The following is a 21,410-nucleotide window of genomic DNA, read 5'->3' as shown; positions in this document are numbered from 1 at the left end:
TCAGTGGCCGTGAGCGGCACCGGGAGTTCGCCCCGCGAGGAACTCGACGGCGGCTTGGCGCACGCGTTTGGAGGTCACCACATTCACGTGGTCGCGTCGCGGTTCCACGTGCACGTCCGTGGGTGGTCCGCTTCGATCGTGACGACGACGCCGCGCAAGGAACGCGGCGTGGTCACCGGGCGTGGACCACGCGTCGTCGGCGCCCGAGAAGAGCAGCGCGGGTTGGCAGGGGACGGTAGGGCCCGGGGGGAATTGTTCTGATGCGAGGCGTTCGGCGAGGTCACGCTGGGCGGGAGCCACGAGAAACCCCGGTGCATCGAGAGCCGCCGGCAACCGATTCACCATGCTGAATCCACCCAGGAGCAGGTGGGAGAACAACGCGGGGTCTTGTGCGGCGCATTGGTACACCAACTGCGCGCCCAAGGAATAGCCGACCGCGTGGATCGGCTCGGTCGAGATACTGCGGGCGTGCCCGATGATCTCTCGGCACAGGGATTCCCGGTTCGCCAGAGGAGCGGGGGCTGCCTTCCCGTGTGCGGGGAGATCCACGGACCACACGTGGAAACCCTCCGCTGCCAAGGAACTCACCCACCGCGTGCCACCCAGTTCAGCTCCGAGGAGGACGCCAATCCGTGGACCAGCAGCACACTGGGACCGGTACCGGTGGACAGTTCTCGCAGCACGGTGTCGGTGGTTGTGGAGCTGTTAACGGCCGAAGCCGGCTCGCCGTCCCCGAACGGGACGTGCGAACCGGCTTCGCGTCGATCTGGGGACAAGCTCGCTGCTACTTGTCGGAGCCCCTGGAGTCCTTCGAATCCTGGGCGGAATCGGAAGATTCCGAGGAGTAGTCGATGTGGTCGTGCTGCAGTCGCAACTTGCGGCCCTCGGCCTCGAGCTTTTCTTCCTTGGCCTCGAGCTTCTCGGTCTGGCGAACGTCACGCGGCGGCAACTGGATGGTGTTCTCAGCGCGCACGCCGGCCTGCAGTTCGCGGCCTCGTTCCACCTCGGCGTCGACCTCGGCGCCGAACAGCAACACGTTGTTCATGATCCACAGGCCCAACAGCAGGATGATCACGGAGCCGATGATGCCGTACGTGGCGTTGTAGCTCGCGAAGTTGGAGACGTAGAACGCAAAGCCCAGACCGGCGATGATCATGGCCACCAGCGCGATCACGGCACCCGGGCTCATCCAGCGGAACTTGGGCTGCTTGACGTTGGGGGTCGCGTAGTAGAGCAGAGCGATCATCAGCACGAGCAGGAACAGGATGACCGGGATCTTGGCCCAGTTCCACACGGTCACCGCGGTGGAGCCGAGGCCCACCAAGTCCCCCACGGTCTGAGCGATGTCACCGGAGAGCAACACCATGAACATGACCAGCGCCACGATCAGCACCACGACCAGGGTCACGAGCATGAGGAGCGGCTTGAGCTTCAGGAACGGGCGACCTTCACCCACCTCATAGATGCGGTTCATGGCACGGCCGAACGCGCCGGTGTAACCGGATGCGGTCCACAGTGCGCCGGCCACACCAATGACCAGCGCCAGGCCGGCACCGGACTGGGTGGTCAACTGCGAAATGGGTTCGGACAACAGACTGACCAGTTCCGCCGGTGCGTACTGTTCCAGGAAGTCCAGGATGGCGGTGGTCGTGGCCTCGCCCTGGCCGAAGACACCCAGCAGTGATACGAGTGCCAGCAGTGCCGGGAAGATCGACAGCACTGCGAAGTAGGTCAGGGATGCGGCAAGATCGGTACAACCGTCCTTGGTGAATTCTGAAATGGCACGTTTGAACACGTACCCCCAGGACTGCCCCTTGAGATCAGTGGGGGAGTCGGGCTTGGCATCGTGATCGGGATCCGGGGCCGCGTGGTCACGCCGCTGCGTTGATTCAAGCTTGTAGTCGCTCATCGCGCAGTCCTCTCGAAGAAGTGTGTCGCTAGTGCTGATGACAGTTCTTCGACAGTCTACTGAGCCTGGGGTGCTGGATCGTGCACCGCGCGGCTCACCGCTGCACCCGGCATCAATCCGGGCGCAGCGGGGCTACTGGGAAAGTGACAGCGAGTACTGGTGAACTCGTTCGCTCAACCGCGTCAGCACACGAATTTCTTCGGGATCAAGTGCTGTGCTGATGAGTTCGGCAACCATTTGGTCATGGCCTACAGAAATGGCCTCGTACAGTTCGGAACCGTTGCTGGTGAGCGTGACGCGCACACCGCGGAGGTCTTGCGCATCCTGACGGCGCGTGACCAATCCTTTCATCTCGAGACGCTCCAACATTCTGGAGAGGCTCGACTGAGTGAGGAGTACATGACTGTTGAGATCGCGCAGTCGTAAACCGCTGCGATCGGCAGTGTACAAAGTTGCCAGTACTTCGAATTCTCGGCGCGACAACCCGTGCAAATTCACGTTGCGTTGCAGCACTCGGGTCACGGAGACGTGGCAGCGGCCTAAGGCCTCCCACGCTTCAATGCTCCCTCTAGACGGCATAATTCCCCCTTTGAACGTCCACCCCCTATGGACGTTCTTCCAATGCTACGAAACCGTAGACGATGCTCCTGTGTCGCGGGTGTCCACATTTATGACACCCCGTGGTAACCCTGTCCACGTAAGAGTGCACATCCCGGATCTCGGACGACACCCGGAAACAACACGGGAGCATTTGTACGAAGTGTACAAATGCTCCCGTGAATTCGCAGCCCCACCCCGGGCTGCTGTGGATATCGGGTGGTCAGCGAATACCGAGCACCTTGGAAGTGTGGCCCACGATCTCATCCGCAAGCTGCGGGTTGTCGTTGAGCTTCACGCCGTACGCCGGGATGATCTCCTTCAGGCGCGGTTCCCACTCCGAGATCTTGGACGGGAAGCAGCGCGACAGCAGATTCAACATGATGGGCACCGCGGTGGAAGCACCCGGTGAAGCGCCCAGCAGCGCACCGATGGAGCCATCAGCGCTGGTCACGAGCTCGGTACCGAACTGCAGCACGCCGCCCTTCTGCGGATCCTTCTTCATGACCTGAACACGCTGACCGGCCTCGATCAGATCCCATTGACCGGCCTCAGCGGTGGGGTAGTACTCGTGCAACGCGTCCATGCGCTGCGAACGGGTCTTGGTCAGCTCGCTCACGAGGTACTTGACCAGGTCGAGGTTGGCCAGGCCCGCGCGAGTCATGGGGTACAGGTTGTGCGCCCGCACGGACTTGGGCAGGTCCAGGAAGGAACCGTGCTTCAAGAAGTTGGGCTTGAAACCGCCGTAGGGCCCGAACATCACGGCCTTCTGTCCGTTCACGTAGCGGGTGTCCAGGTGCGGTACGGACATGGGCGGTGCGCCCACGGATGCCTGGCCGTACACCTTGGCATTGTGCTGGGAAGTCACGGCGGGGTCGGTGTTGCGCAGGAACAGACCCGAAACGGGGAAACCGCCAAAGCCCTTGGCTTCCTTGATGCCGGACTTCTGCAGCAGGTGCAGGGCACCGCCACCGGCACCCAGGAACACGAACTTGGCGTGGATGGTGCGGTTGTTGTCGCTGTTGAGGCGATCCTCGACCTTGACCAACCAGGAACCGTCCGACTGACGGTTGAGGGTGGTCACCTGCTGGCCGTAGCGAACCGTGGCACCCTTGCTGGCCACGTAGTCGATCAGCTGGTTGGTGAGCGCACCGAAATCCACGTCGGTGCCTTCCGGGGCGAACGTTGCCGCCACGCGGCCGGCACCGCGTCCGTGCATGGTCAGCGGTGCCCAGTCGGCGATCTTGTCGCGGTCCTCCGAGAACTCCATGCGCTCGAACAACTTGTTCTGCTTGAAGGAGTCGTAGCGGGCGCGCAGGTAGTTGGCGTGGTCCTCGCCGAACACCATGGAGATGTGGGGGACCGGGTTGATGAAGGTGGACGCTTCCTTGAGCACACCGTTCTCCACGAGCGTGGACCACAGCTGGCGGGTCACGTGGTACTGCTCGTTGATGTTCAGTGCCTTCTGGGCGCTGACCGAACCATCGGCGGCCTGAGGTGCGTAATTGAGCTCACACAGTGCGGCGTGGCCGGTACCGGCGTTGTTCCAGGCGTTGGAACTCTCCAGCCCGGCGCGGTCCAGACGCTCCAGGATGGTCATGTCCCAATCGGGCTGCAGATCCTTGAGGATGGTCGCCAGAGTGGCACTCATGATGCCGGCGCCAACCAGAAGAACGTCGGTGGATTCGGTGGGCTGAGCTGAAGTCAATGTGTCTCCCGAAATGCGTGGCGGGCGCCTCGATGCGCCGCGTGAGGTTCGCATCCAAGACTATCCCCAGCCCGGGACGATCACCGAATAAGGTCGCTGACGAGTTGCGGCCCGTTAGCCGTTGCGAAGGGTCAGGTCGTTGAACAATTCGTGACCCGTGGACGTCAAGGGGAACGTTTCGACCCGATTGTTCACGGCCACGGCGGAGACCGGGTGCGCAAGGGGGACTGCCGGGAGGAGTTCGGAGATCCGGTTGTTCAACGCGCGGTAGGTGTTGGCGCGTGCAGAGTCGCCGGACATCGCCGCGGCACGATTGACCGCGGTGATCAGACCCCGGTCCCGAACACCGAATTCCGCGTTGGGAGATCCCAACAACGGGCCCAAGAAGTTGTCCGGATCGCGGAACCCGCCACTCCAGCCCAGCAGGCTCAGCGCGTGAGGCGACTGCGGATCCGTGACCTTCTGGATGTACTCGTCATCCCAGTTGACGGCCACCGGGTCTAGGTTGAACCCCGCGCGCGTGAGTTGGGCGGAGATCATCGCAAACACCTGCTCAGGCTGCTGGAGATACAACCGGGACGTGTTGCGCGGGTAGTAGAAGGTGAGCGGTTCGCCGTCGTACTCGGTGTCGGACAGCAACTCACGGGCGCGCTGGGGGTTGAACCCGGGAACCTGGAGATCCTCGCCGTCCACATTGAATCGCGCCGGGATGAATTGATTGGCCACGTTGGTGCCGTTGGGGAAGAGCTCGCGTGCAATGGCGCCACGGTCGATCGCGGCTGCAATGGCGCGGCGGACCTTGATGTCACGCAGGATCGGGATGCGCTGATTGATGCCCACATAAGAAACGGAGTAGGGGTCTCGGAACAGTACCTGGGTGCCACTGCGGGCCAGCGGGGCGAACGCGTCCAGCCCGACCTGGTCGTAGGCATCCACCTGTCCCGACACCAGGGCCGCATATCTGACCTTCGGATCCGGGATGCTCCGGAACTCCACGGTTCCCAGGTGCCCCAGGTCGCCCCAGTAGTCGGGATTCACGCTCAGCTTCACGGACTGCGCGTCGGCAGTCATGAACCGGAACGGTCCCGTACCCACGGGATGGGAACGGGAAGTGCCCGTGGCAATGGACTCTGGCGAGGCGATACCGAACGAAGGCTGGGTCAATGCGTGCAGCAACGGGTAATAGGCGTGCTGGAGCACCACCTTGACCGTCCGGTCGTCGATGACTTCACAGCCCCCGTAGCTGGAGGGCGTCGAAGGATCGGAACTGCCGTGTCGGAACACGGTCGCGAAGGAGGTCCGAGGCGCCCAGGACTCATCCGACTCCGCCTGAACACGCCACTTGTCGAAATTGGCGCGAACCGCCTCGGCGTCCAGGGCGGCGCCGTCGTGAAAAGTGATACCGGTTCTGAGCGTGAAGGTGACCGAGCGCTCGTCGTCGTCGGTCTCCCACGACTCCGCAAGACCTGGCTGCGGTTCTCCGGTCGAGGGGTCGGCTCGGACCAGGCCCTCCAGAATCTGAGCCGCAATCCGTGAGGTCTCCACGGTATTGCTGATGGAGGGATCCATGGTGGAAGGCGACGCAGCCTGCCCAAAGATGAAGGAACTGTCGGGTACCGAGGACGAGGAACCCGAACGAGGATCGGACGACCCGCACCCCGTGAGCACCACTCCCAGTCCGGCCACGGCCAAGAAGCCGCGACGTCCGATCTGGAATTCCGAGGTGCTCAACGGAGCTGATCCTTTCACCGACCGACAGCTGTACCGGAGCTATCCGGAATGGTGCGCAAGACGGGAATCGAACCCGCACGCCGTGAGGCACAGGAACCTAAATCCTGCGTGTCTACCAGTTCCACCACTCGCGCAGCTCGCACGGGGCTGCCCGGCGAACGTCAACCATCGTAACCGGACAACCCCTGCGCATCGTGCCGCCCCGCGGGCACCGTCTCTCTCGCCGGCGCTCGCGGGTGCAGTACGACGACGCCGCTCAGTCCAGTTTGAGATCGCGGCGCAACTTGGCCACGTGACCCTTGGCGCGCACGTTGTGCTGGGCGAGTTCACGTTGCCCTCGGCATCCACCACCACGGTCGAACGGATCAGGCCCTCGTAAGTCTTGCCGTAGTTCTTCTTCTCACCCCAGGCCCCGTAGGCCTCGGCCACGCTGTGGTCCTCGTCGGAGAGCAGCGGGAACGTGAGCTCCTGCTTTTCCGTGAAGCGCTCCAGGGCCGCCGGTGCGTCCGGGGAAATTCCCAGTACGGCAAAGCCCTCCGCAGTGAAGGCGGCCAGATTGTCGCGAAAATCACAGGCCTGGGTGGTGCAGCCCGGCGTGGAGGCCTTCGGGTAGAAATAGACGATCACGCGCTGACCGCGATAGTCGGACAGGGACACGTCCGAACCGTTCGCATCCGGCAGGGTGAACTCGGGTGCGGGATTTCCAATGGTCAATGTGCTGGTCATAGAGGGTATTCCTTTCGTATGGGTGACAGTCGTCTCGCATCTCGACTGTGGGCGCGATAACATGACACTGTTACAACTGAAGGGTTCAAAAGTCAGGTTCACGCGTAGGTTATCCGCTTGAGCGGGAATATTTATGTCACAAACTTGCACTATCAGCACCCTGACCATAGTCTGATCGGTTGATCCGGGGCGGGTATAGTAGAGCGTATGTCTTATAGAAACCAGTGGCCCACGAATCGCCTGCTGTCCACCGCAGCGCGCCTGGTGGAGCATGCGTGGAACGAGAGTCTGGCTTCTCTCGGTATCACCCACGCGGGCGTGATGGCCCTGGACGTCCTGCAAGCTGAGGGCAGCATGACCCAAGCGCAACTGGCACACAAGGTTCGCGTTCAGGCGCAGACCATGGGTAAGACCTTGCACCGACTGGAAGTCCACGGCCACATCACTCGATCCAAGAATGTCCGTGATCGCCGTTCACACGTGGTGTCCATTTCTCCCGAGGGGGAGAAGGTTCTGGAGACCGCATCCAAGCTGGAGAATGATCTGCTGGGTGAAGGCACCCTGGTGGATGAGAATCTCCGTCGCTCCCTGGCGGAGATCATTTCGACTCTGGGCGGAGCTCGCTGGAAGCTCGAAGTCTCCGATGACGGAGTGGTGCGGCAGGACAGCGACCAATCCGTGGGGACCAAGCAATAACTAGTTTTCCCGCGATTAACTGCGTCATTCCGAGAAGGGGTGGCGCAGTTTTTCTTTGTGCCGCCCAGAACGGCCGCCCGTGTCCATGATTCGACATTAAAGAAGTCCGGCCGCATTACGTGCGTAATGCGGCCGGACTTTTCGGGGTGCGCCCCCTGGGACTCGAACCCAGAACCCATTGATTAAGAGTCAATTGCTCTGCCAATTGAGCTAGAGGCGCTGGCGTTACCGGAAGAAAGTTAGCACATGATCGGCTCCGTCAGGAACTGCTCTGTGCCGGGTTTCCCCTGCGCAACGAGAGATAACTTTAGCACCGCCTGGCGATCTGTCCAATTCGGCGAGCGTGGCGCTGGGCACGTCACGAACGGGGCCCGCACGTACATGGAGCCATGACTTCTCAGCACTCATCCGTTGCCTTGTCAGACCTGCGTGTGATCTCACTGCCCGAGCAGAAACTCTTCGATCAGATCAGCGCCGAACTCACCGACTTCACGTGTGTCTTGTGGGATCTGGAAGGCGAACCGGAGGGCTGCGCTCGCGAGGACATCGACATCGCGGTGGCTCCGTACTTCAGTGGTCGGTGGATGAAGAACCCCGAGGTCGTGGAGAACGTCAAGCTCTTGCAGTTGCAGTCCACCGGGTACAACGGAGTTCCGGAGCGGATCGGCCCGGACGTTGCTCTGGCTTCCGCGGGTTGGGTGCATGCCGCCGGCACCGCGGAGATCGCACTGGGGCTCATTATCGCCGCGCAACGAAACATGGACCGCGCGATCATCCAGCAGAAAGAAGGCGTGTACAAACGTTTCTTCTCGCGTGCGGTGGCCGACTCCCGTGTGACCGTGGTGGGTATCGGCGAAATCGGCTCCGCCGTCATTGATCGGCTGCGCCCGTTCGAGGTCGAGATCACGCGTGTGGCGTCGTCGGCGCGGGAGGACGAACAGGGCCAGGTGCGCGGCGTGGACGAACTGGACCAGATTCTCCCCGAGACGGACATTCTGGTGGTCGCCCTGCCCCTCACCGAGAAGACGGACAACATGTTCGACGCCGCTATGCTCGCCAAACTTCCCGACGACGCCTGGTGGTCAACGTGGGCCGCGGCTCATTGGTCAATACGGACGCGCTGACCGAGGAAGTGGTTGCAGGCCGACTCCGGTGTGCCTTGGACGTGGTTGATCCGGAGCCGCTGCCCGGTGATCACCCGCTCATGAGCGCGGCGGGTTCCATCGTGCTGCCGCACGTCGGTGGCTCCAATGTTTCCTATCGACCCCGCGTGCGGGATCTCATTCTGCAGCAGATCGAACTCATCAAGGCCGGGAAATCGCCAGAATTTTTGGTGCAACGTGGACGACTCGATCTCAATTCCACGGGGGAGTAGTTCATAATGTGAGACAAGGTGTCCGAAGATTGACACAGGAGACGCGCGCCTCACTACAGTGGGTGTTATGCAGTTCGCACCCAGTGACGTCGTAGACCTTGGAGTCGTTGTTCTTATCGGACATCGGGCCTGAGGAAAATACGTCGCGCGTGGACACAGGCCCGAACGCTCACGAAACCCGTGGCGTGAGGGCCTTTCCTTATGTATAACGACCCGCATCGGCACACCGTTATCGGTCAGGGGACGGCCCGCCCGGCGTTCAGCACCAACAGCAGGTAAAGGAAATATCCACTATGAGTAAGGATCAGCCGATCTCACCGGCCGTCATGGCCCATCGGCGCGCCGAGAACACCTCTGCGTCATTGGTGGGCGCGGAAACGGACCAGCACCCCGTAGCCACCGCAGTGGTCGGTGCTGAAGGTCCGGAGGAAATGTCGGGCTCGCGAGCCATTATTCGTTCGCTCGAGCAGCTCGGTGTCACGGACGTCTTCGGTCTTCCGGGTGGTGCCATCCTTCCCACGTACGACCCCCTGATGGATGCGGAGAAGATCAACCACATCCTGGTGCGTCACGAGCAGGGCGCGGGACACGCCGCCGAAGGCTACGCCTTGGCCTCGGGTCGCACGGGTGTGTGCATCGTGACTTCCGGTCCCGGTGCCACCAACCTGGTCACCGCCCTCGCTGACGCCAACATGGACTCGATCCCCATGGTGGCCATCACCGGTCAGGTTTCGAGCGCTTTCATCGGCACCGATGCCTTCCAGGAAGCGGACATCGTGGGCATGACCATGCCCATCACCAAGCACTCCTACCTGGTGACCGATCCCCAAGACATTCCGCGCGTCCTGGCCGAGGCTTTCCACTTGGCCTCGACCGGCCGTCCCGGTCCCGTACTGGTGGACGTCTCCAAGGACGCACAGGTCTCCACCATGACCTTCACGTGGCCGCCGCAGCTGGATCTGCCCGGCTACCGCCCCGTCACGCGCGGACACTCCAAGCAGATCAAGGAAGCGGCCCGTCTCATCGCGGCCGCTGAGCGCCCGGTGCTCTACACCGGTGGCGGCGCCATGCGCGCCGACGCCGCTGCGGAGCTCCTTGAACTCGCCGAGCTCACCGGGGCGCCCGTGGTTACCACGCTGACCGCCCGCGGTGTGTTCCCGGATTCGCACGAGCTGAACCTGGGCATGCCCGGCATGCACGGCACGGTTCCGGCCGTGTACGCGATGCAGCAGGCAGACCTGTTGGTCACGCTGGGCGCGCGTTTTGACGACCGCGTGACCGGTCAGCTCGACACCTTCGCGCCCAATGCCAAGGTGATCCACGCGGACATCGATCCCGCCGAGATCTCCAAGAACCGCACGGCGGACGTCCCGATCGTGGGTGACCTCAAGACCGTGATCCCGGATCTGACGGACGCGGTTCGTCAGGAATTCGAGAACGGCGAGAAGCCGGACCTGGGCACCTGGTGGTCCACGCTGTCCACCCTGCGTGACACCTACCCGCTGGGCTACACCCGCACCGATGACGGTCTGGGCAGCCCCCAGCACGTGATCGAGCGCATCTCGGCACTGACCGGCCCGGAGGCCGTGTACGTCTCCGGCGTTGGCCAGCACCAGATGTGGTCCGCGCAGTTCGTCGACTACGAGCGTCCCCGCCAGTGTTGAACTCCGCCGGTCTGGGCACCATGGGCTTCGCCGTTCCCGCCGCCATGGGTGCACAGGTGTCCCAGCCGGACCGCGTGGTGTGGGCGATCGACGGCGACGGCTGTTTCCAGATGACCAATCAGGAACTGGCCACGTGCGTGATCAACAACATCCCCATCAAGGTCGCGGTGATCAACAACTCGTCGCTCGGCATGGTGCGGCAGTGGCAGACCCTGTTCTATGACGGTCGCTACTCCAACACCGAGCTGAACACCGGTCACAATTCCCGCCGCGTGCCGGACTTCGTGAAGCTGGCCGAGTCCTACGGTTGCGCCGCCCTGCGTTGCGAGAGCGACGACGAGGTGGATGACGTGATCAAGCAGGCCTTGGAGATCAACGACCGGCCCGTGGTGATCGACTTCGTGGTGTCCGCGGACGCATGGTCTGGCCCATGGTGCCCTCGGGCGTGTCCAACGACCAGATTCAAATTGCCAAAAACCTGACTCCTGACTGGAACTCGGAGGACTAATCAATGAGCCGTCATACTCTCTCCGTTCTGGTTGAAGACAAGCCCGGCGTGCTGACGCGCGTCGCCGGTTTGTTCGCTCGCCGTGCGTTCAACATCCACTCCCTGGCCGTGGGTCCCACGGAACTGCCCGGGATCTCCCGGATCACCGTGGTGGTGGATGCTGACGGCGAATTGCTGGAGCAGGTCACCAGGCAATTGAACAAGCTCATCAACGTCATCAAAATTGTTGAGCTCGCCCCGGAGAACTCCGTGCAGCGTGACCACATCATGGTCAAGGTGCGCGCGGATGCCTCTACGCGTTTGCAGGTCACCCAGGCTGCAAACCTGTTCCGGGCCACCATCGTGGACGTCTCCACCGAGTCCGTGGTCATCGAATCCACGGGCGCGCGGGACAAAATCCACGCCCTGTTGGACGTGCTGGAGCCGTTCGGCGTGCGAGAAATCGTTCGCGCTGGCACGCTGGCCTTGGGACGCGGTCCCAAGTCCATGTCGGACCGCGCGCTGCGGCACTAGTACCACCTCACCCTTGATCGGGTTCCGCTCGGGACGCGGTGCTCGATCTGAACAGCAGTCCCACCATCGAATGAGGAGATAGACAACCCCATGGCAAAGATCTACTACAACGACGATGCAGATCTGTCGATCATCCAGAACCGCTCCGTGGCCATCATCGGTTACGGCTCCCAGGGTCACGCCCACGCGCTGAACCTGCGTGATTCCGGCGTGGACGTCCGCATCGGTCTGGCCGAGGGTTCCAAGTCTCGTGCGAAGGCAGAAGCTCACGGCCTGCGCGTGCTCACCGTGGCCGAGGCCGCCAAGGAAGCCGACGTGATCATGATCCTGACCCCGGACCAGGTCCAGGCTCAGGTCTTCGAGGAGTCCATCAAGGACAACCTGAACGAGGGCGACGCCATCTTCTTCGCCCACGGCTTCAACATCCGCTTCGGTTACATCAAGGCCCCCGAGGGCGTTGACGTGGCCATGGTTGCCCCCAAGGCCCCGGCCACACCGTGCGCCGCGAGTTCGAAGCGGCCGCGCCGTGCCCGACCTGGTGGCCGTTGAGGTCGACGCTTCCGGCAAGGCTCTGGAGCTGGCACTGTCCTACGCCAAGGGCATTGGCGGCACCCGCGCCGGTGTCATCGAGACCACCTTCACCGAGGAGACCGAGTCCGACCTGTTCGGCGAGCAGGCCGTGCTGTGCGGCGGCATGTCCCACCTGGTGCAGCAGGCTTCGAGGTCCTCACCGAAGCCGGCTACCAGCCGGAGATCGCGTACTTCGAGGTGCTCCACGAGCTCAAGCTGATCGTGGACCTGATGGTCGAGGGCGGCATCGCCAAGCAGCGCTGGTCCATCTCCGACACCGCCGAGTACGGCGACTACGTCTCCGGCCCGCGCGTGGCCGACGCTCACGTCAAGGAGAACATGCAGGCAGTTCTCAAGGACATCCAGGACGGCACCTTCGCCAAGCGCTTCATGGAGGACCAGTCCAGCGGCGCCAAGGAGTTCAAGGAACTGCGCTCCAAGGAAGAGTCCCACCCCATCGAGGAGACCGGCCGCGAGCTGCGTTCCCTCTTCGCATGGGAGCAGACCGATGAGGACTACACCGAGGGCACTGCCGCTCGCTGATCGGTCCTGATCCGGCACTCCAGTTGGGTGCCGTAGTTCGATTGCCGACGCCGCCGCGAGAGTTCACGCGAACTCTCCCGGCGGCGTCGTGCTGTCCGGGGAGTCTCGAAGCGAGAAAAGTACCGGACGGTCGCTAGAGTGGAGGGCGTGAGCGAGCAGATTCCCTACTACCTGACCACCGCGATTTCCTACCCGAACGGGTCCCCGCACATCGGGCACGCGTACGAGGCGATTGCCGCGGATACCATGGCGCGATTCAAGCGACTGGACGGCTACGACGTGCGGTTCCAGACCGGAACGGACGAGCACGGCCAGAAGATGCAGCAGACCGCCGAGAAACAGGGTGTGTCGCCGCGCGAACTCGCGGACCATAACTCCGCCCAGTTCCAGGAGATGGACGACGAGCTGCAGGTCAGCTACGACCGTTTCATCCGCACCACGGACGAGGACCACTACGCCGCGAGCCAGGACATCTGGAAGCGGATGGAGGCCAACGGGGACATCTACCTGGACAAGTACGCCGGGTGGTATTCCGTGCGCGACGAGGCCTACTACGCCGAGGACGAGACCGAGGTCCGCGAGGACGGCCAACGGTATTCGATCGGCACCGGTACCGAGCTGACGTGGACCGAGGAGGAGAGTTACTTCTTCCGTCTGTCGGCCTATCAGGACAAGCTGCTGGAGCTGTACAAGACCGGGTTCGTGCAGCCCGAGACCCGCTCCCACGAGATTGCATCCTTCGTAAACGGGGGACTGCAGGACCTGTCAATCTCCCGCACGACGTTCGACTGGGGCGTGCCCGTGCCGGGCAACCCGGATCACGTGATGTACGTGTGGGTTGACGCGCTGACCAATTACCTGACCGGCTTGGGGTACCCCGATACCGAGGACACCAAGTTCCAGAAGTACTGGCCCGCGGATCTGCACCTGATCGGTAAGGACATCGCGCGATTCCACGCCGTGTACTGGCCCGCGTTCCTGATGTCCGCAGGGCTGGAACTACCCAAGCGCGTGTACGCCCACGGCTTCCTGTTCAACCAGGGCGAGAAGATGTCCAAGTCCGTGGGCAACGTGATCGACCCGCACTCACTCATCGAGGAGTACGGACTGGATCAGTTGCGCTTCTTCCTGCTGCGCGAGGTACCTTTCGGGCAGGACGGCAACTACTCCCACGACGCGATTGCTTCACGCATCAACTCGGACCTGGCCAACGACCTGGGCAACCTGGCCCAGCGCAGCCTGTCCATGGTGGCCAAGAACCTCGGGGGAGAGGTCCCCGCACCAGGTGAGTTCACGGCCGAGGATCAGGCAATGCTCGACGAGGCCAACGCCGTGGTCGAGACGTTCCGCACCGCGTTCGACGCCCAAGCTTTCCATCGCGGATTGGAGGGCGTATGGCGCGTGATCGCCAACGCCAACCGTTACTTCACCGCTCAGGAGCCGTGGGTGCTGCGCAAGACCGACCCGGAGCGCATGGCCACCGTGCTGTACGTGACTGCGGAAGTGCTGCGCATCGTGGCGATCCTGGTGCAGCCGGTCATGCCGGATTCCATGGCCAAGCTACTGACCCAACTCGGTCAGCCCGAGGGGGAAGCCCGCCAGTATGCAGCCATTTCCGAGCGACTCGCACCCGGCACCGAACTGCCCAAGCCGGCCGGAGTGTTCCCGCGCTACGAGGAACCCGAGGTCCTCAAGGACTGAGCGCACGAGCGGTAAGTGATGCGGCGGCGTCGTCATGGGAACATGACGGCGTCGCCGTTTCGCTGTCTCAATATCCGAGACACGAATTCACGTTGTGGAATACCCGTGTCCGCCGGATCTAGGCTGGGAGCATGAGCGAAGCATCGTCGAACGCAGCCACAAAGTACTCGATCGCCGTGATTCCCGGAGACGGGATCGGACCCGAGGTCGTTGCAGAGGCGGTGAAAGTACTCGATGCCGTGACCGAGCCCGCGGGCATCACCCTGGAGAAGACCACCTACCCGCTGGGCGCGGAGCACTGGTTGGCCACGGGCGAGGTCGTCAGTGACGAGACCATGGAGAAACTGCGCAGCCACGACGCCATCCTGTTCGGCGCGGTCGGCGCTGCTCCCAATGACACCCGCATTCCTTCCGGAATCCTCGAGCGTGACCTGCTGTTGAAACTGCGCTTCACGTTCGATCACTACATCAACCTGCGCCCCGCGGCGCTGTACCCGGGCACCACCAGCCCGTTGGCCGAGCCCGGCGACATTGATTTCGTGGTGGTGCGCGAAGGCACCGAGGGTCTCTACGCGGGTAACGGCGGCCGCGTGCGTCAAGGCACCGAGCACGAGATCGCGACCGAGGTCTCGATCAACACCGCCCACGGTGTGCGCCGCCTGGTCAAGTACGCGTTCGAGCTCGCGCAGAAGCGTCCGCGCAAGAAGCTCACCCTGGTCCACAAGCACAACGTGCTGGTCAACGCCGGCCGCTTGTACCAGGAGACCGTCAACGAGTTCGCGCCGCAGTACCCGGACGTCACCGTGGACTATCTGCACATCGACGCCGCCACGATCTTCCTGACCACCGAACCTTCCAGGTTCGACGTGATCGTGACCGACAACCTGTTCGGCGACATCCTCACCGACCAGGCGGGCGCGGTGACCGGCGGTATCGGCCTGGCACCGTGCGGTAATATCAACGCAGATCGCACCGCGCCGTCCATGTTCGAGCCCGTACACGGTTCCGCTCCGGACATCGCGGGAACCGCAACAGCTCAGCCGGTGGCCTCAATCCTCGCCGCCGCCATGATGCTGGAACACCTGGGCCACGAGGATCTCGCAGACCAGATCAACCAGGCAGTGCGCCGGGATCTCGAGACGCACGGCAACGAGCAGCGCAGCACCGATCAGGTGGGTGACCACATTGTGGCCGCCCTGAAAGACGCCTGAATCCGAGCAGTCGAAGGAGAACACTCTTGAGCACCCAGTTTGTCCGTCAGCCCAACCCTCATCCGGCCACCGATGAGGTCCGGAACGCCATTTTGGCCAACCCCGGCTTCGGCGTGCACTTCACGGACAACATGATCTCCATCGACTGGACCGGTGACGTGGAGAAGGGCAACGGACAGTGGGAGAACCCACGACTGGAGCCCTACGGCCCGATTGCGTTGGATCCTTCCGCCGCCGTGTTCCACTACGGCCAGGAGATCTTCGAGGGGCTCAAGGCGTACCGCCACGATGACGGCTCCGTGTGGACGTTCCGCCCGGAGGCCAATGCGGCGCGGTTGAACCAGTCCGCCGAGCGGCTGGCGCTGCCGGCACTGCCGGAGGAGACCTTTGTCGACTCCGTGCGGGAACTGGTGAGCACGGACGAGAAGTGGGTGCCCTCCGGTGACGGTGAGTCCCTCTACCTGCGTCCTTTCATGATTGCCACGGAACCGTTCCTGGGTGTGCGTCCTTCGCGCCAGGCGCGGTTCTCCGTGATCGCGTCCCCGGCCGGAAATTACTTCGGCACCGTGGAACCCGTCGATATCTGGCTGTCCCGCACCTACGCCCGCGCAGGCAAGGGCGGCACCGGTGCCGCCAAGTGCGGTGGCAACTATGCGGCGTCGTTGATTGCCCAAATGGAAGGCGACGCGCACGGCTGCAGCCAGGTGCTGTTCCTGGACCACGAACGCGACGACGCCATCGAGGAGCTCGGCGGCATGAACGTGTTCTTCGTGTTCAAGGACGGCCGCGTGGTGACTCCCGAACTCACCGGAACCATCCTGGAGGGCGTCACCCGTCGCTCGATCATCGAGCTCGCCAAGGAGAGTGGCCTGCAGGTCGAGGAGCGCCGCTTCACACTGGACGAATGGCGTGAGGGCAAGGCGTCGGGCGAGCTGACCGAGGTGTTCGCGTGCGGTACCGCGGCGGTCATCGCACCGGTGCGTCGTCTGGTCAGCAATGACGAGATCATCGGCAACGAGAACGACCAGCCCGGCGAGGTGACCATGGCCCTGCGTCAGAAGCTGCTGGACATCCAGACGGGTCGCGCGGAGGACACGCACGGCTGGCTCACCCGTCTGGCCTGATCGCTCACCGCTCAACGCGGGGTCGAGGTGGACCGTGCTGTGTAGCCTTAGGGCATGCGCATTGCACGGTTCACCTATGACAACGAAATTCACTTTGGCGTGGTCTCCGGCCCCGAGGGCCAGGAGAAGATCACCTATCTTTCGGGCGACCCGCTCTACGTGGGTGTCCAGCCCCTCGACCGCACGGTGGACATCTCCGAGGTGCGGTTGCTGGCACCGGTGATTCCGCGCTCCAAGATCGTGTGCGTCGGTCGCAACTACGCGGACCACGCCGCCGAGATGGGCAACGAACTGCCCACCAGCCCCATGCTGTTCTTCAAGCCGAATACGGCCGTGTCCGGGCCCGGTGATCCGGTCACGCTGCCGTCCTGGACCGAACAGGTTTCCTACGAGGCCGAACTCGCCGTGGTGATCGGGCGCATGTGCAAGGACGTTCCGGTGGAGCGCGTGCCCGAGGTCGTCTTCGGCTACACCGGCGCCAACGACCTCACCGCACGTGACGCGCAAAAGACCGACGGCCAGTGGGCGCGCGCCAAGGGTTTCGACGGCGCTTGCCCCCTGGGCCCGTGGGTCGAGACCGAACTGGACACCACGTCCCTCGAGGTGCAGTCCCGCGTCAACGGCGAGCTCAAGCAGGACGGCAACACCGGAGATATGGTCTTCGACGTACCGACCCTGGTCTCTTACGTGTCCCAGGCATTCACGCTGCTGCCCGGTGACGTGATTCTCACGGGTACCCCGGCCGGGTGGGCATTGTGGACGAGGGCGACACCCTGGACGTGGACATCGAGGGCATTGGTCGCCTCAGCACGGTGCTGCGCCGCTAGTCTTCGATTGCTTGTCCCACGGTTCAGGCCCGCCCGGGCCATGGAGCGGTGCGGATGCGGTGGCGGTGACACGTGAGCTAGAATGGTCACATCATGACTGACCTCCAGACTTCACTTCACCCCACCGTTTCCGCCGACACTCCCGTGCGCGTCCGCTTCTGCCCGTCACCCACGGGCACCCCGCACGTGGGACTGATCCGCACCGCACTGTTCAACTGGGCCTGGGCCCGCCACACCGGCGGCACCATGGTGTTCCGCATCGAAGACACGGATGCGGCCCGCGACTCCGAGGAAAGCTTCGGCCAGATCCTCGACGCACTCGCTTGGTTGGGTATCGACTGGGACGAGGGCGTCAACGTGGGCGGTCCCCACGAGCCCTACCGCCAGTCCCAGCGCGGCGACATCTACCAGGACGTGCTGGCCAAGCTGGTCGAGTCCGGTCACGTGTACGAGGACTTCTCCACTCCGGATGAGGTGGAAGCACGGCACAAGGCCAAGGGCGAGGACCCCAAGCTCGGTTACGACAACTACGACCGTGACCTGACCGATGAGCAGAAGCAGGCATTCCGCGACGAGGGCCGCAAACCCGTGCTGCGTCTGCGCATGCCCGATGAGGACATCTCCTTCAACGACCTGGTCCGCGGCGAGATCTCGTTCAAGGCCGGTTCGGTGCCGGACTTCGTGGTGGCCCGCGCCAATGGCAAGCCCCTCTACACCCTGGTGAACCCGGTGGACGACGCTTGATGGGTATCACCCAGGTGCTGCGCGGCGAGGACCTGCTGTCCTCGACTCCGCGCCAGATCGCCCTGTACCGCGCACTCATGGACATCGGGGTGGCCGAGTTCATTCCGGAGTTCGGTCACCTGCCCTACGTCATGGGCGAGGGCAACAAGAAGCTGTCCAAGCGCGACCCGGAATCCAACCTCTTCCACCACCGGGACAACGGGTTCATTCCGGAGGGTCTGTTGAACTACCTGGCTCTGCTGGGTTGGTCGTTGTCCGCGGACGAGGACATCTTCAGCGTGGAACAGCTCGTGGAGAATTTCGACATCCACAATGTGCTGGCCAACCCGGCGCGCTTCGACGTCAAGAAGGCCACGGCCATCAACGGCACCCACATCCGCATGTTGGATCCGCAGGACTTCCGGAACCGCCTGATTCCGTACCTGCAGTCCGCCGGCCTGGTGGGGGAGACCCTGACCGACGAACAGAACACGATCCTGGATCAGGCTGCCCCGCTGGTGCAGGAACGTATGAACCTGCTGGGCGAGACCCCGGGCCTGCTGGGATTCCTGTTCCGCTCCGACGATCAGATCCAGATCGCCCCGGACGCTCAGAAGCAGCTCAAGGACAGCGCCCCGCAGGTGCTGCAGGCCGCCATCGAAGCACTCGAGCCCCTCGAGGATTTCACCGCCGAGAACATTGAGACCGCTTTGCGCGAGGCCATTGTCGAGGGCTTGGAGATCAAGCCCCGCCTGGCCTTCGGACCCGTGCGCACCGCGGTGTCCGGCGAGCGGATCTCCCCGCCGCTGTTCGAGTCGCTGGAAATCCTGGGCAAGGAATCCTCCCTGAACCGGATCAAGGCACTCGCGGCACAGCTGGGCTAGGCACCCTTTCCTCGGTTTGGCACCCGCGCAGCGAGCGGGTATAGTTATTGCTCGTTGCGCGGGAGCGAAAGCCCCAGCAAAACATTGGGATATGGTGTAATTGGCAACACAGCGGTTTCTGGTACCGTCGTTCTAGGTTCGAGTCCTGGTATCCCAGCGCTGAACATCCACTGATCTGACAGCGGATGGAATGCACCGAGCGAGCAAGTTGGTGCTGGCGAAATCTGATGTTACTGTTTAGTCCGTCGATTGAGCCAAAAAGCTTCTCGATCAACTAGGGCCCCATCGTATAGCGGCCTAGTACGCCGCCCTCTCACGGCGGTAACGCGGGTTCGAATCCCGCTGGGGTCACGCAAGTGACGAAACCCCGTCTCCTTCTGGAGGCGGGGTTTTTTCGTATCCGGATCCCCGGTGCACGGTCCTGGTGGGGTGATGGGGTCATGGGGCATGGGGTTATAGGGGTTATAGGCCAGAAACGTGGTGCTGGCCCGGATGCGTTATGAGATCGCCCCACATCTGAGGGGCCGTTCGAACCCTCGACGCCACCTCAGGCGTCGTTAGAACCTTTTTCAGTAACCGGGAGGGTTCTTACGGTGCACCAGATGAATCGGAGGGTTCTCCCGGCCCCCAGGATGTGGGTGACATCTACCCGAGTAGGTGAGGCGGCGGCGTCGCCGGCTAGAAATAGGACATTCGGGCGGTTCCTAGACTGATGGCATGACATTTCGCGTTTCCGACCTGACCTCCGACGATCTCGAAGCGCTCACCGGCCTGATCATGGACGACGGCGGGTACTCCATGCGGGTGTTCGGGCGGCCGCCCAAGGCCGACGCCGCTCGCGACGTCCTCCACGCCCGGCCACCCGGTCTCGGCCAGGATTCCAAGACCACTATCGGCTTGTGGGATGACCACCGACTCATCGGGGTGGCAGACGCCGTGCGTGGCTACCCGCGCCCGGAGGTCATGTACGTGGGTCTGCTTCAGGTGGTCCCCGACAGCCAGGGCAGGGGAGCGGGCCGCACGCTTCACGAGGCCTTGTTTGACCGAGCGATGAGCACCCCGGGGATCACCACATTCCGGCTGTCGATCGTGGCCACCAACGCGGATGTCGCGGAAGGATTTTGGCGTCGTCTCGGGTACGAACCCACCCGCGAAGCCAAGGAATGGGTCCGTGAGGATGGCGTGGTTACCACCGCTCACGTCTATGAACTGGCGGTGTGACTCGATCCGGCCCGTGGCCCGACCGCTACGAGGATTCCGCGCCCGCAGGCACCAGTTCGTCGATCAAGTGCTCGACCCGCGCGCGGATCTCGTCACGAATGGGCCGGACGGCCTCGATGCCCTGGCCGGCGGGATCGTCGAGCTGCCAATCCTCGTAGCGTTTGCCGGGGAAGATCGGGCAGGCATCTCCGCAACCCATGGTGATGACCACGTCGGACTCCTTGACGGCGTCTGTGGTGAGGATTTTGGGCTGAGCTGCGCTGATATCGATGCCCTCCTCCGCCATGGCGCTGACCGCCACGGGATTGACCGAATGCCCCGGCGCTGATCCGGCGGAGCGAACCTCCACTCGGCCTGCGGATAGGTGTGACAGGTACGCGGCCGCCATTTGGGACCGGCCAGCGTTGTGGACGCACACGAACAGGACGCTGGGTTTTGAAGATTCAGTGCTCACGATCCAGAGATTACGGATCGCATTGACAGTCGTCAATGTAAGATGAACGAATGACCGCCACATCAGAGTCCTTGGACATCGCCTCCTCTGCGTGTTGCGCTCCCGATCCGAGGACCAGCGAGTGCTGCTCGCTGTCCCAGGGCGTATTGAGCGCCCAAGAGGCTCAGCGAGTAGCCGGTGTGCTCAAGGCCCTCGCGGATCCCATGCGTTTGCGGCTGCTGTCCCACTTGGCGGCCCAGGGTTGCGACAGTGTCTGCTCCTGCGACTTCACGGAAGAGTTGGGCATCAGCCAACCCACGGTCAGTCACCACATGAAAAAGCTCGTGGACGCCGGGCTGATCACGCGTGAGCAGCGAGGAAAGTGGGCGCACTACAGCGTGGTTCCCGAGGCGTTCGCGGAGATCCGCGTCCTGCTCGACCTGCGTTGAGCCACGGCGCGTGGCTTTTCCCGTGATACGCCGCGTGAGCCCCTGAACACTGGCACAATGGCGGCGTGAGCACCGAAAACGCATCTGCCACTCCGCTGATCGAAGCGCTTGAGCGGACCCGAGACCTGTTGAGCTCCACCACGTTGCCCCTGGCCACGGCCAGTGCGCCGCAGCAGCGCGAGACCGTGCACCGGGCTGTGGCCCAGCTCGACGACTACGTCCTGCCGCGCGTCCGATCCTTGGATGCCCCGCTGCTCGCCGTGGTCGGCGGGTCCACCGGCGCGGGCAAGTCCACGC

Annotated in this window: 14 protein-coding genes, 4 tRNA genes and 7 pseudogenes; 15 read left to right on the top strand and 10 right to left on the bottom strand. The window is 63.2% G+C overall.

What is annotated here, in order from left to right:
• The 8 genes and pseudogenes from YO9_RS0100120 to bcp form a co-directional block, all read right to left on the bottom strand.
• Positions 1 to 588, bottom strand: coding sequence for an alpha/beta fold hydrolase (locus YO9_RS0100120; RefSeq protein WP_016995650.1), 588 nt, complete (start codon positions 586 to 588; stop codon positions 1 to 3).
• Positions 585 to 776: a hypothetical protein gene (locus YO9_RS0100115; RefSeq protein ID WP_016995649.1), complete on the bottom strand. Its 192-nt coding sequence runs from the start codon at positions 774 to 776 to the stop codon at positions 585 to 587. The genes YO9_RS0100120 and YO9_RS0100115 overlap by 4 nt, the downstream gene beginning before the upstream one ends.
• A gap of 8 nt (positions 777 to 784) precedes the next feature.
• Positions 785 to 1,909 (bottom strand): YihY/virulence factor BrkB family protein, encoded by a 1,125-nt coding sequence (locus YO9_RS0100110; protein WP_016995648.1) that lies wholly within the window; start codon positions 1,907 to 1,909, stop codon positions 785 to 787.
• Positions 1,910 to 2,041: 132 nt separating this feature from the next.
• A complete protein-coding gene (locus tag YO9_RS0100105) occupies positions 2,042 to 2,422 on the bottom strand; it encodes a MarR family winged helix-turn-helix transcriptional regulator (RefSeq protein WP_223285868.1) in 381 nt (126 codons plus the stop codon).
• A gap of 307 nt (positions 2,423 to 2,729) precedes the next feature.
• On the bottom strand, positions 2,730 to 4,214 hold the full coding sequence (locus tag YO9_RS0100100; protein ID WP_016995646.1) for a malate:quinone oxidoreductase: 1,485 nt from the start codon (positions 4,212 to 4,214) through the stop codon (positions 2,730 to 2,732).
• 114 nt (positions 4,215 to 4,328) lie between these two features.
• The gene (locus tag YO9_RS0100095; RefSeq protein ID WP_223285867.1) at positions 4,329 to 5,945 is read right to left on the bottom strand and encodes an ABC transporter substrate-binding protein; all 1,617 of its coding nucleotides are present in this window, start codon (positions 5,943 to 5,945) and stop codon (positions 4,329 to 4,331) included.
• 49 nt (positions 5,946 to 5,994) lie between these two features.
• Positions 5,995 to 6,079, bottom strand: a tRNA-Leu gene (locus YO9_RS0100090).
• A 122-nt stretch (positions 6,080 to 6,201) separates the two neighbouring features.
• A pseudogene (gene bcp, locus YO9_RS16010) lies at positions 6,202 to 6,671 on the bottom strand (thioredoxin-dependent thiol peroxidase).
• Positions 6,672 to 6,878: 207 nt separating this feature from the next.
• On the opposite strand from bcp, the gene YO9_RS0100085 reads away from it, so the two are divergent.
• On the top strand, positions 6,879 to 7,367 hold the full coding sequence (locus YO9_RS0100085; RefSeq protein WP_223285866.1) for a MarR family winged helix-turn-helix transcriptional regulator: 489 nt from the start codon (positions 6,879 to 6,881) through the stop codon (positions 7,365 to 7,367).
• A gap of 147 nt (positions 7,368 to 7,514) precedes the next feature.
• Here YO9_RS0100085 and YO9_RS0100080 read toward each other — a convergent pair.
• Positions 7,515 to 7,587: transfer RNA gene (locus YO9_RS0100080), tRNA-Lys, on the bottom strand.
• A 169-nt stretch (positions 7,588 to 7,756) separates the two neighbouring features.
• Between YO9_RS0100080 and YO9_RS19390 the strand changes: the two are divergent.
• The 12 genes and pseudogenes from YO9_RS19390 to YO9_RS0100020 all read left to right on the top strand — a co-directional run bounded on the left by YO9_RS19390 (position 7,757) and on the right by YO9_RS0100020 (position 20,231).
• A pseudogene (locus YO9_RS19390) lies at positions 7,757 to 8,742 on the top strand (NAD(P)-dependent oxidoreductase).
• A 431-nt stretch (positions 8,743 to 9,173) separates the two neighbouring features.
• Positions 9,174 to 10,914 (top strand): annotated as a pseudogene (locus YO9_RS0100070) (acetolactate synthase large subunit).
• Between the two features lie 3 nt (positions 10,915 to 10,917).
• On the top strand, positions 10,918 to 11,427 hold the full coding sequence (gene ilvN / locus YO9_RS0100065; RefSeq protein WP_016995642.1) for an acetolactate synthase small subunit: 510 nt from the start codon (positions 10,918 to 10,920) through the stop codon (positions 11,425 to 11,427).
• 90 nt (positions 11,428 to 11,517) lie between these two features.
• A pseudogene (gene ilvC, locus YO9_RS0100060) lies at positions 11,518 to 12,540 on the top strand (ketol-acid reductoisomerase).
• A 147-nt stretch (positions 12,541 to 12,687) separates the two neighbouring features.
• A complete protein-coding gene (gene metG, locus YO9_RS0100055) occupies positions 12,688 to 14,241 on the top strand; it encodes a methionine--tRNA ligase (protein ID WP_031272368.1) in 1,554 nt (517 codons plus the stop codon).
• Positions 14,242 to 14,372: 131 nt separating this feature from the next.
• Complete coding sequence (locus tag YO9_RS0100050) at positions 14,373 to 15,452, top strand: 3-isopropylmalate dehydrogenase (RefSeq protein WP_016995639.1); 1,080 nt, start codon at positions 14,373 to 14,375, stop codon at positions 15,450 to 15,452.
• A gap of 26 nt (positions 15,453 to 15,478) precedes the next feature.
• A complete protein-coding gene (locus YO9_RS0100045) occupies positions 15,479 to 16,576 on the top strand; it encodes a branched-chain amino acid aminotransferase (RefSeq protein ID WP_016995638.1) in 1,098 nt (365 codons plus the stop codon).
• Between the two features lie 54 nt (positions 16,577 to 16,630).
• A pseudogene (locus YO9_RS0100040) lies at positions 16,631 to 17,403 on the top strand (fumarylacetoacetate hydrolase family protein).
• Positions 17,404 to 17,496: 93 nt separating this feature from the next.
• Positions 17,497 to 19,010 (top strand): annotated as a pseudogene (gltX, locus tag YO9_RS0100035) (glutamate--tRNA ligase).
• Positions 19,011 to 19,095: 85 nt separating this feature from the next.
• Positions 19,096 to 19,167, top strand: a tRNA-Gln gene (locus YO9_RS0100030).
• Between the two features lie 121 nt (positions 19,168 to 19,288).
• A tRNA-Glu gene (locus YO9_RS0100025) sits at positions 19,289 to 19,361 on the top strand.
• 366 nt (positions 19,362 to 19,727) lie between these two features.
• Positions 19,728 to 20,231, top strand: coding sequence for a GNAT family N-acetyltransferase (locus YO9_RS0100020; RefSeq protein ID WP_016995637.1), 504 nt, complete (start codon positions 19,728 to 19,730; stop codon positions 20,229 to 20,231).
• A 25-nt stretch (positions 20,232 to 20,256) separates the two neighbouring features.
• Here the strand turns inward: YO9_RS0100020 and YO9_RS0100015 are convergent, their stop codons facing one another.
• The gene (locus tag YO9_RS0100015) at positions 20,257 to 20,721 is read right to left on the bottom strand and encodes an arsenate reductase ArsC (RefSeq protein ID WP_016995636.1); all 465 of its coding nucleotides are present in this window, start codon (positions 20,719 to 20,721) and stop codon (positions 20,257 to 20,259) included.
• Positions 20,722 to 20,735: 14 nt separating this feature from the next.
• Here YO9_RS0100015 and YO9_RS0100010 point away from each other — a divergent pair, with 14 nt between their 5' ends.
• Together YO9_RS0100010 and YO9_RS16005 are read left to right on the top strand one after the other, a co-directional pair.
• Positions 20,736 to 21,113 (top strand): ArsR/SmtB family transcription factor, encoded by a 378-nt coding sequence (locus YO9_RS0100010; RefSeq protein ID WP_031272363.1) that lies wholly within the window; start codon positions 20,736 to 20,738, stop codon positions 21,111 to 21,113.
• A 65-nt stretch (positions 21,114 to 21,178) separates the two neighbouring features.
• A pseudogene (locus YO9_RS16005) lies at positions 21,179 to 21,410 on the top strand (ABC transporter); the annotation flags it as partial.

Source organism: Kocuria atrinae C3-8 (assembly GCF_000286355.1).
Taxonomy (GTDB): domain Bacteria; phylum Actinomycetota; class Actinomycetes; order Actinomycetales; family Micrococcaceae; genus Kocuria; species Kocuria atrinae_A.
This window is presented reverse-complemented; position numbering and strand designations above follow the sequence as displayed.

Excerpts from the sequence above, each read along its gene's own strand:
- ilvN (WP_016995642.1), top strand. The coding sequence starts at position 10,918 with ATGAGCCGTCATACTCTCTCCGTTCTGGTTGAAGACAAGCCCGGCGTG.
- YO9_RS0100020 (WP_016995637.1), top strand. The coding sequence starts at position 19,728 with ATGACATTTCGCGTTTCCGACCTGACCTCCGACGATCTCGAAGCGCTC.
- YO9_RS0100110 (WP_016995648.1), bottom strand. The coding sequence starts at position 1,909 with ATGAGCGACTACAAGCTTGAATCAACGCAGCGGCGTGACCACGCGGCC.
- YO9_RS0100085 (WP_223285866.1), top strand. The coding sequence starts at position 6,879 with ATGTCTTATAGAAACCAGTGGCCCACGAATCGCCTGCTGTCCACCGCA.
- YO9_RS0100010 (WP_031272363.1), top strand. The coding sequence starts at position 20,736 with ATGACCGCCACATCAGAGTCCTTGGACATCGCCTCCTCTGCGTGTTGC.
- YO9_RS0100050 (WP_016995639.1), top strand. The coding sequence starts at position 14,373 with ATGAGCGAAGCATCGTCGAACGCAGCCACAAAGTACTCGATCGCCGTG.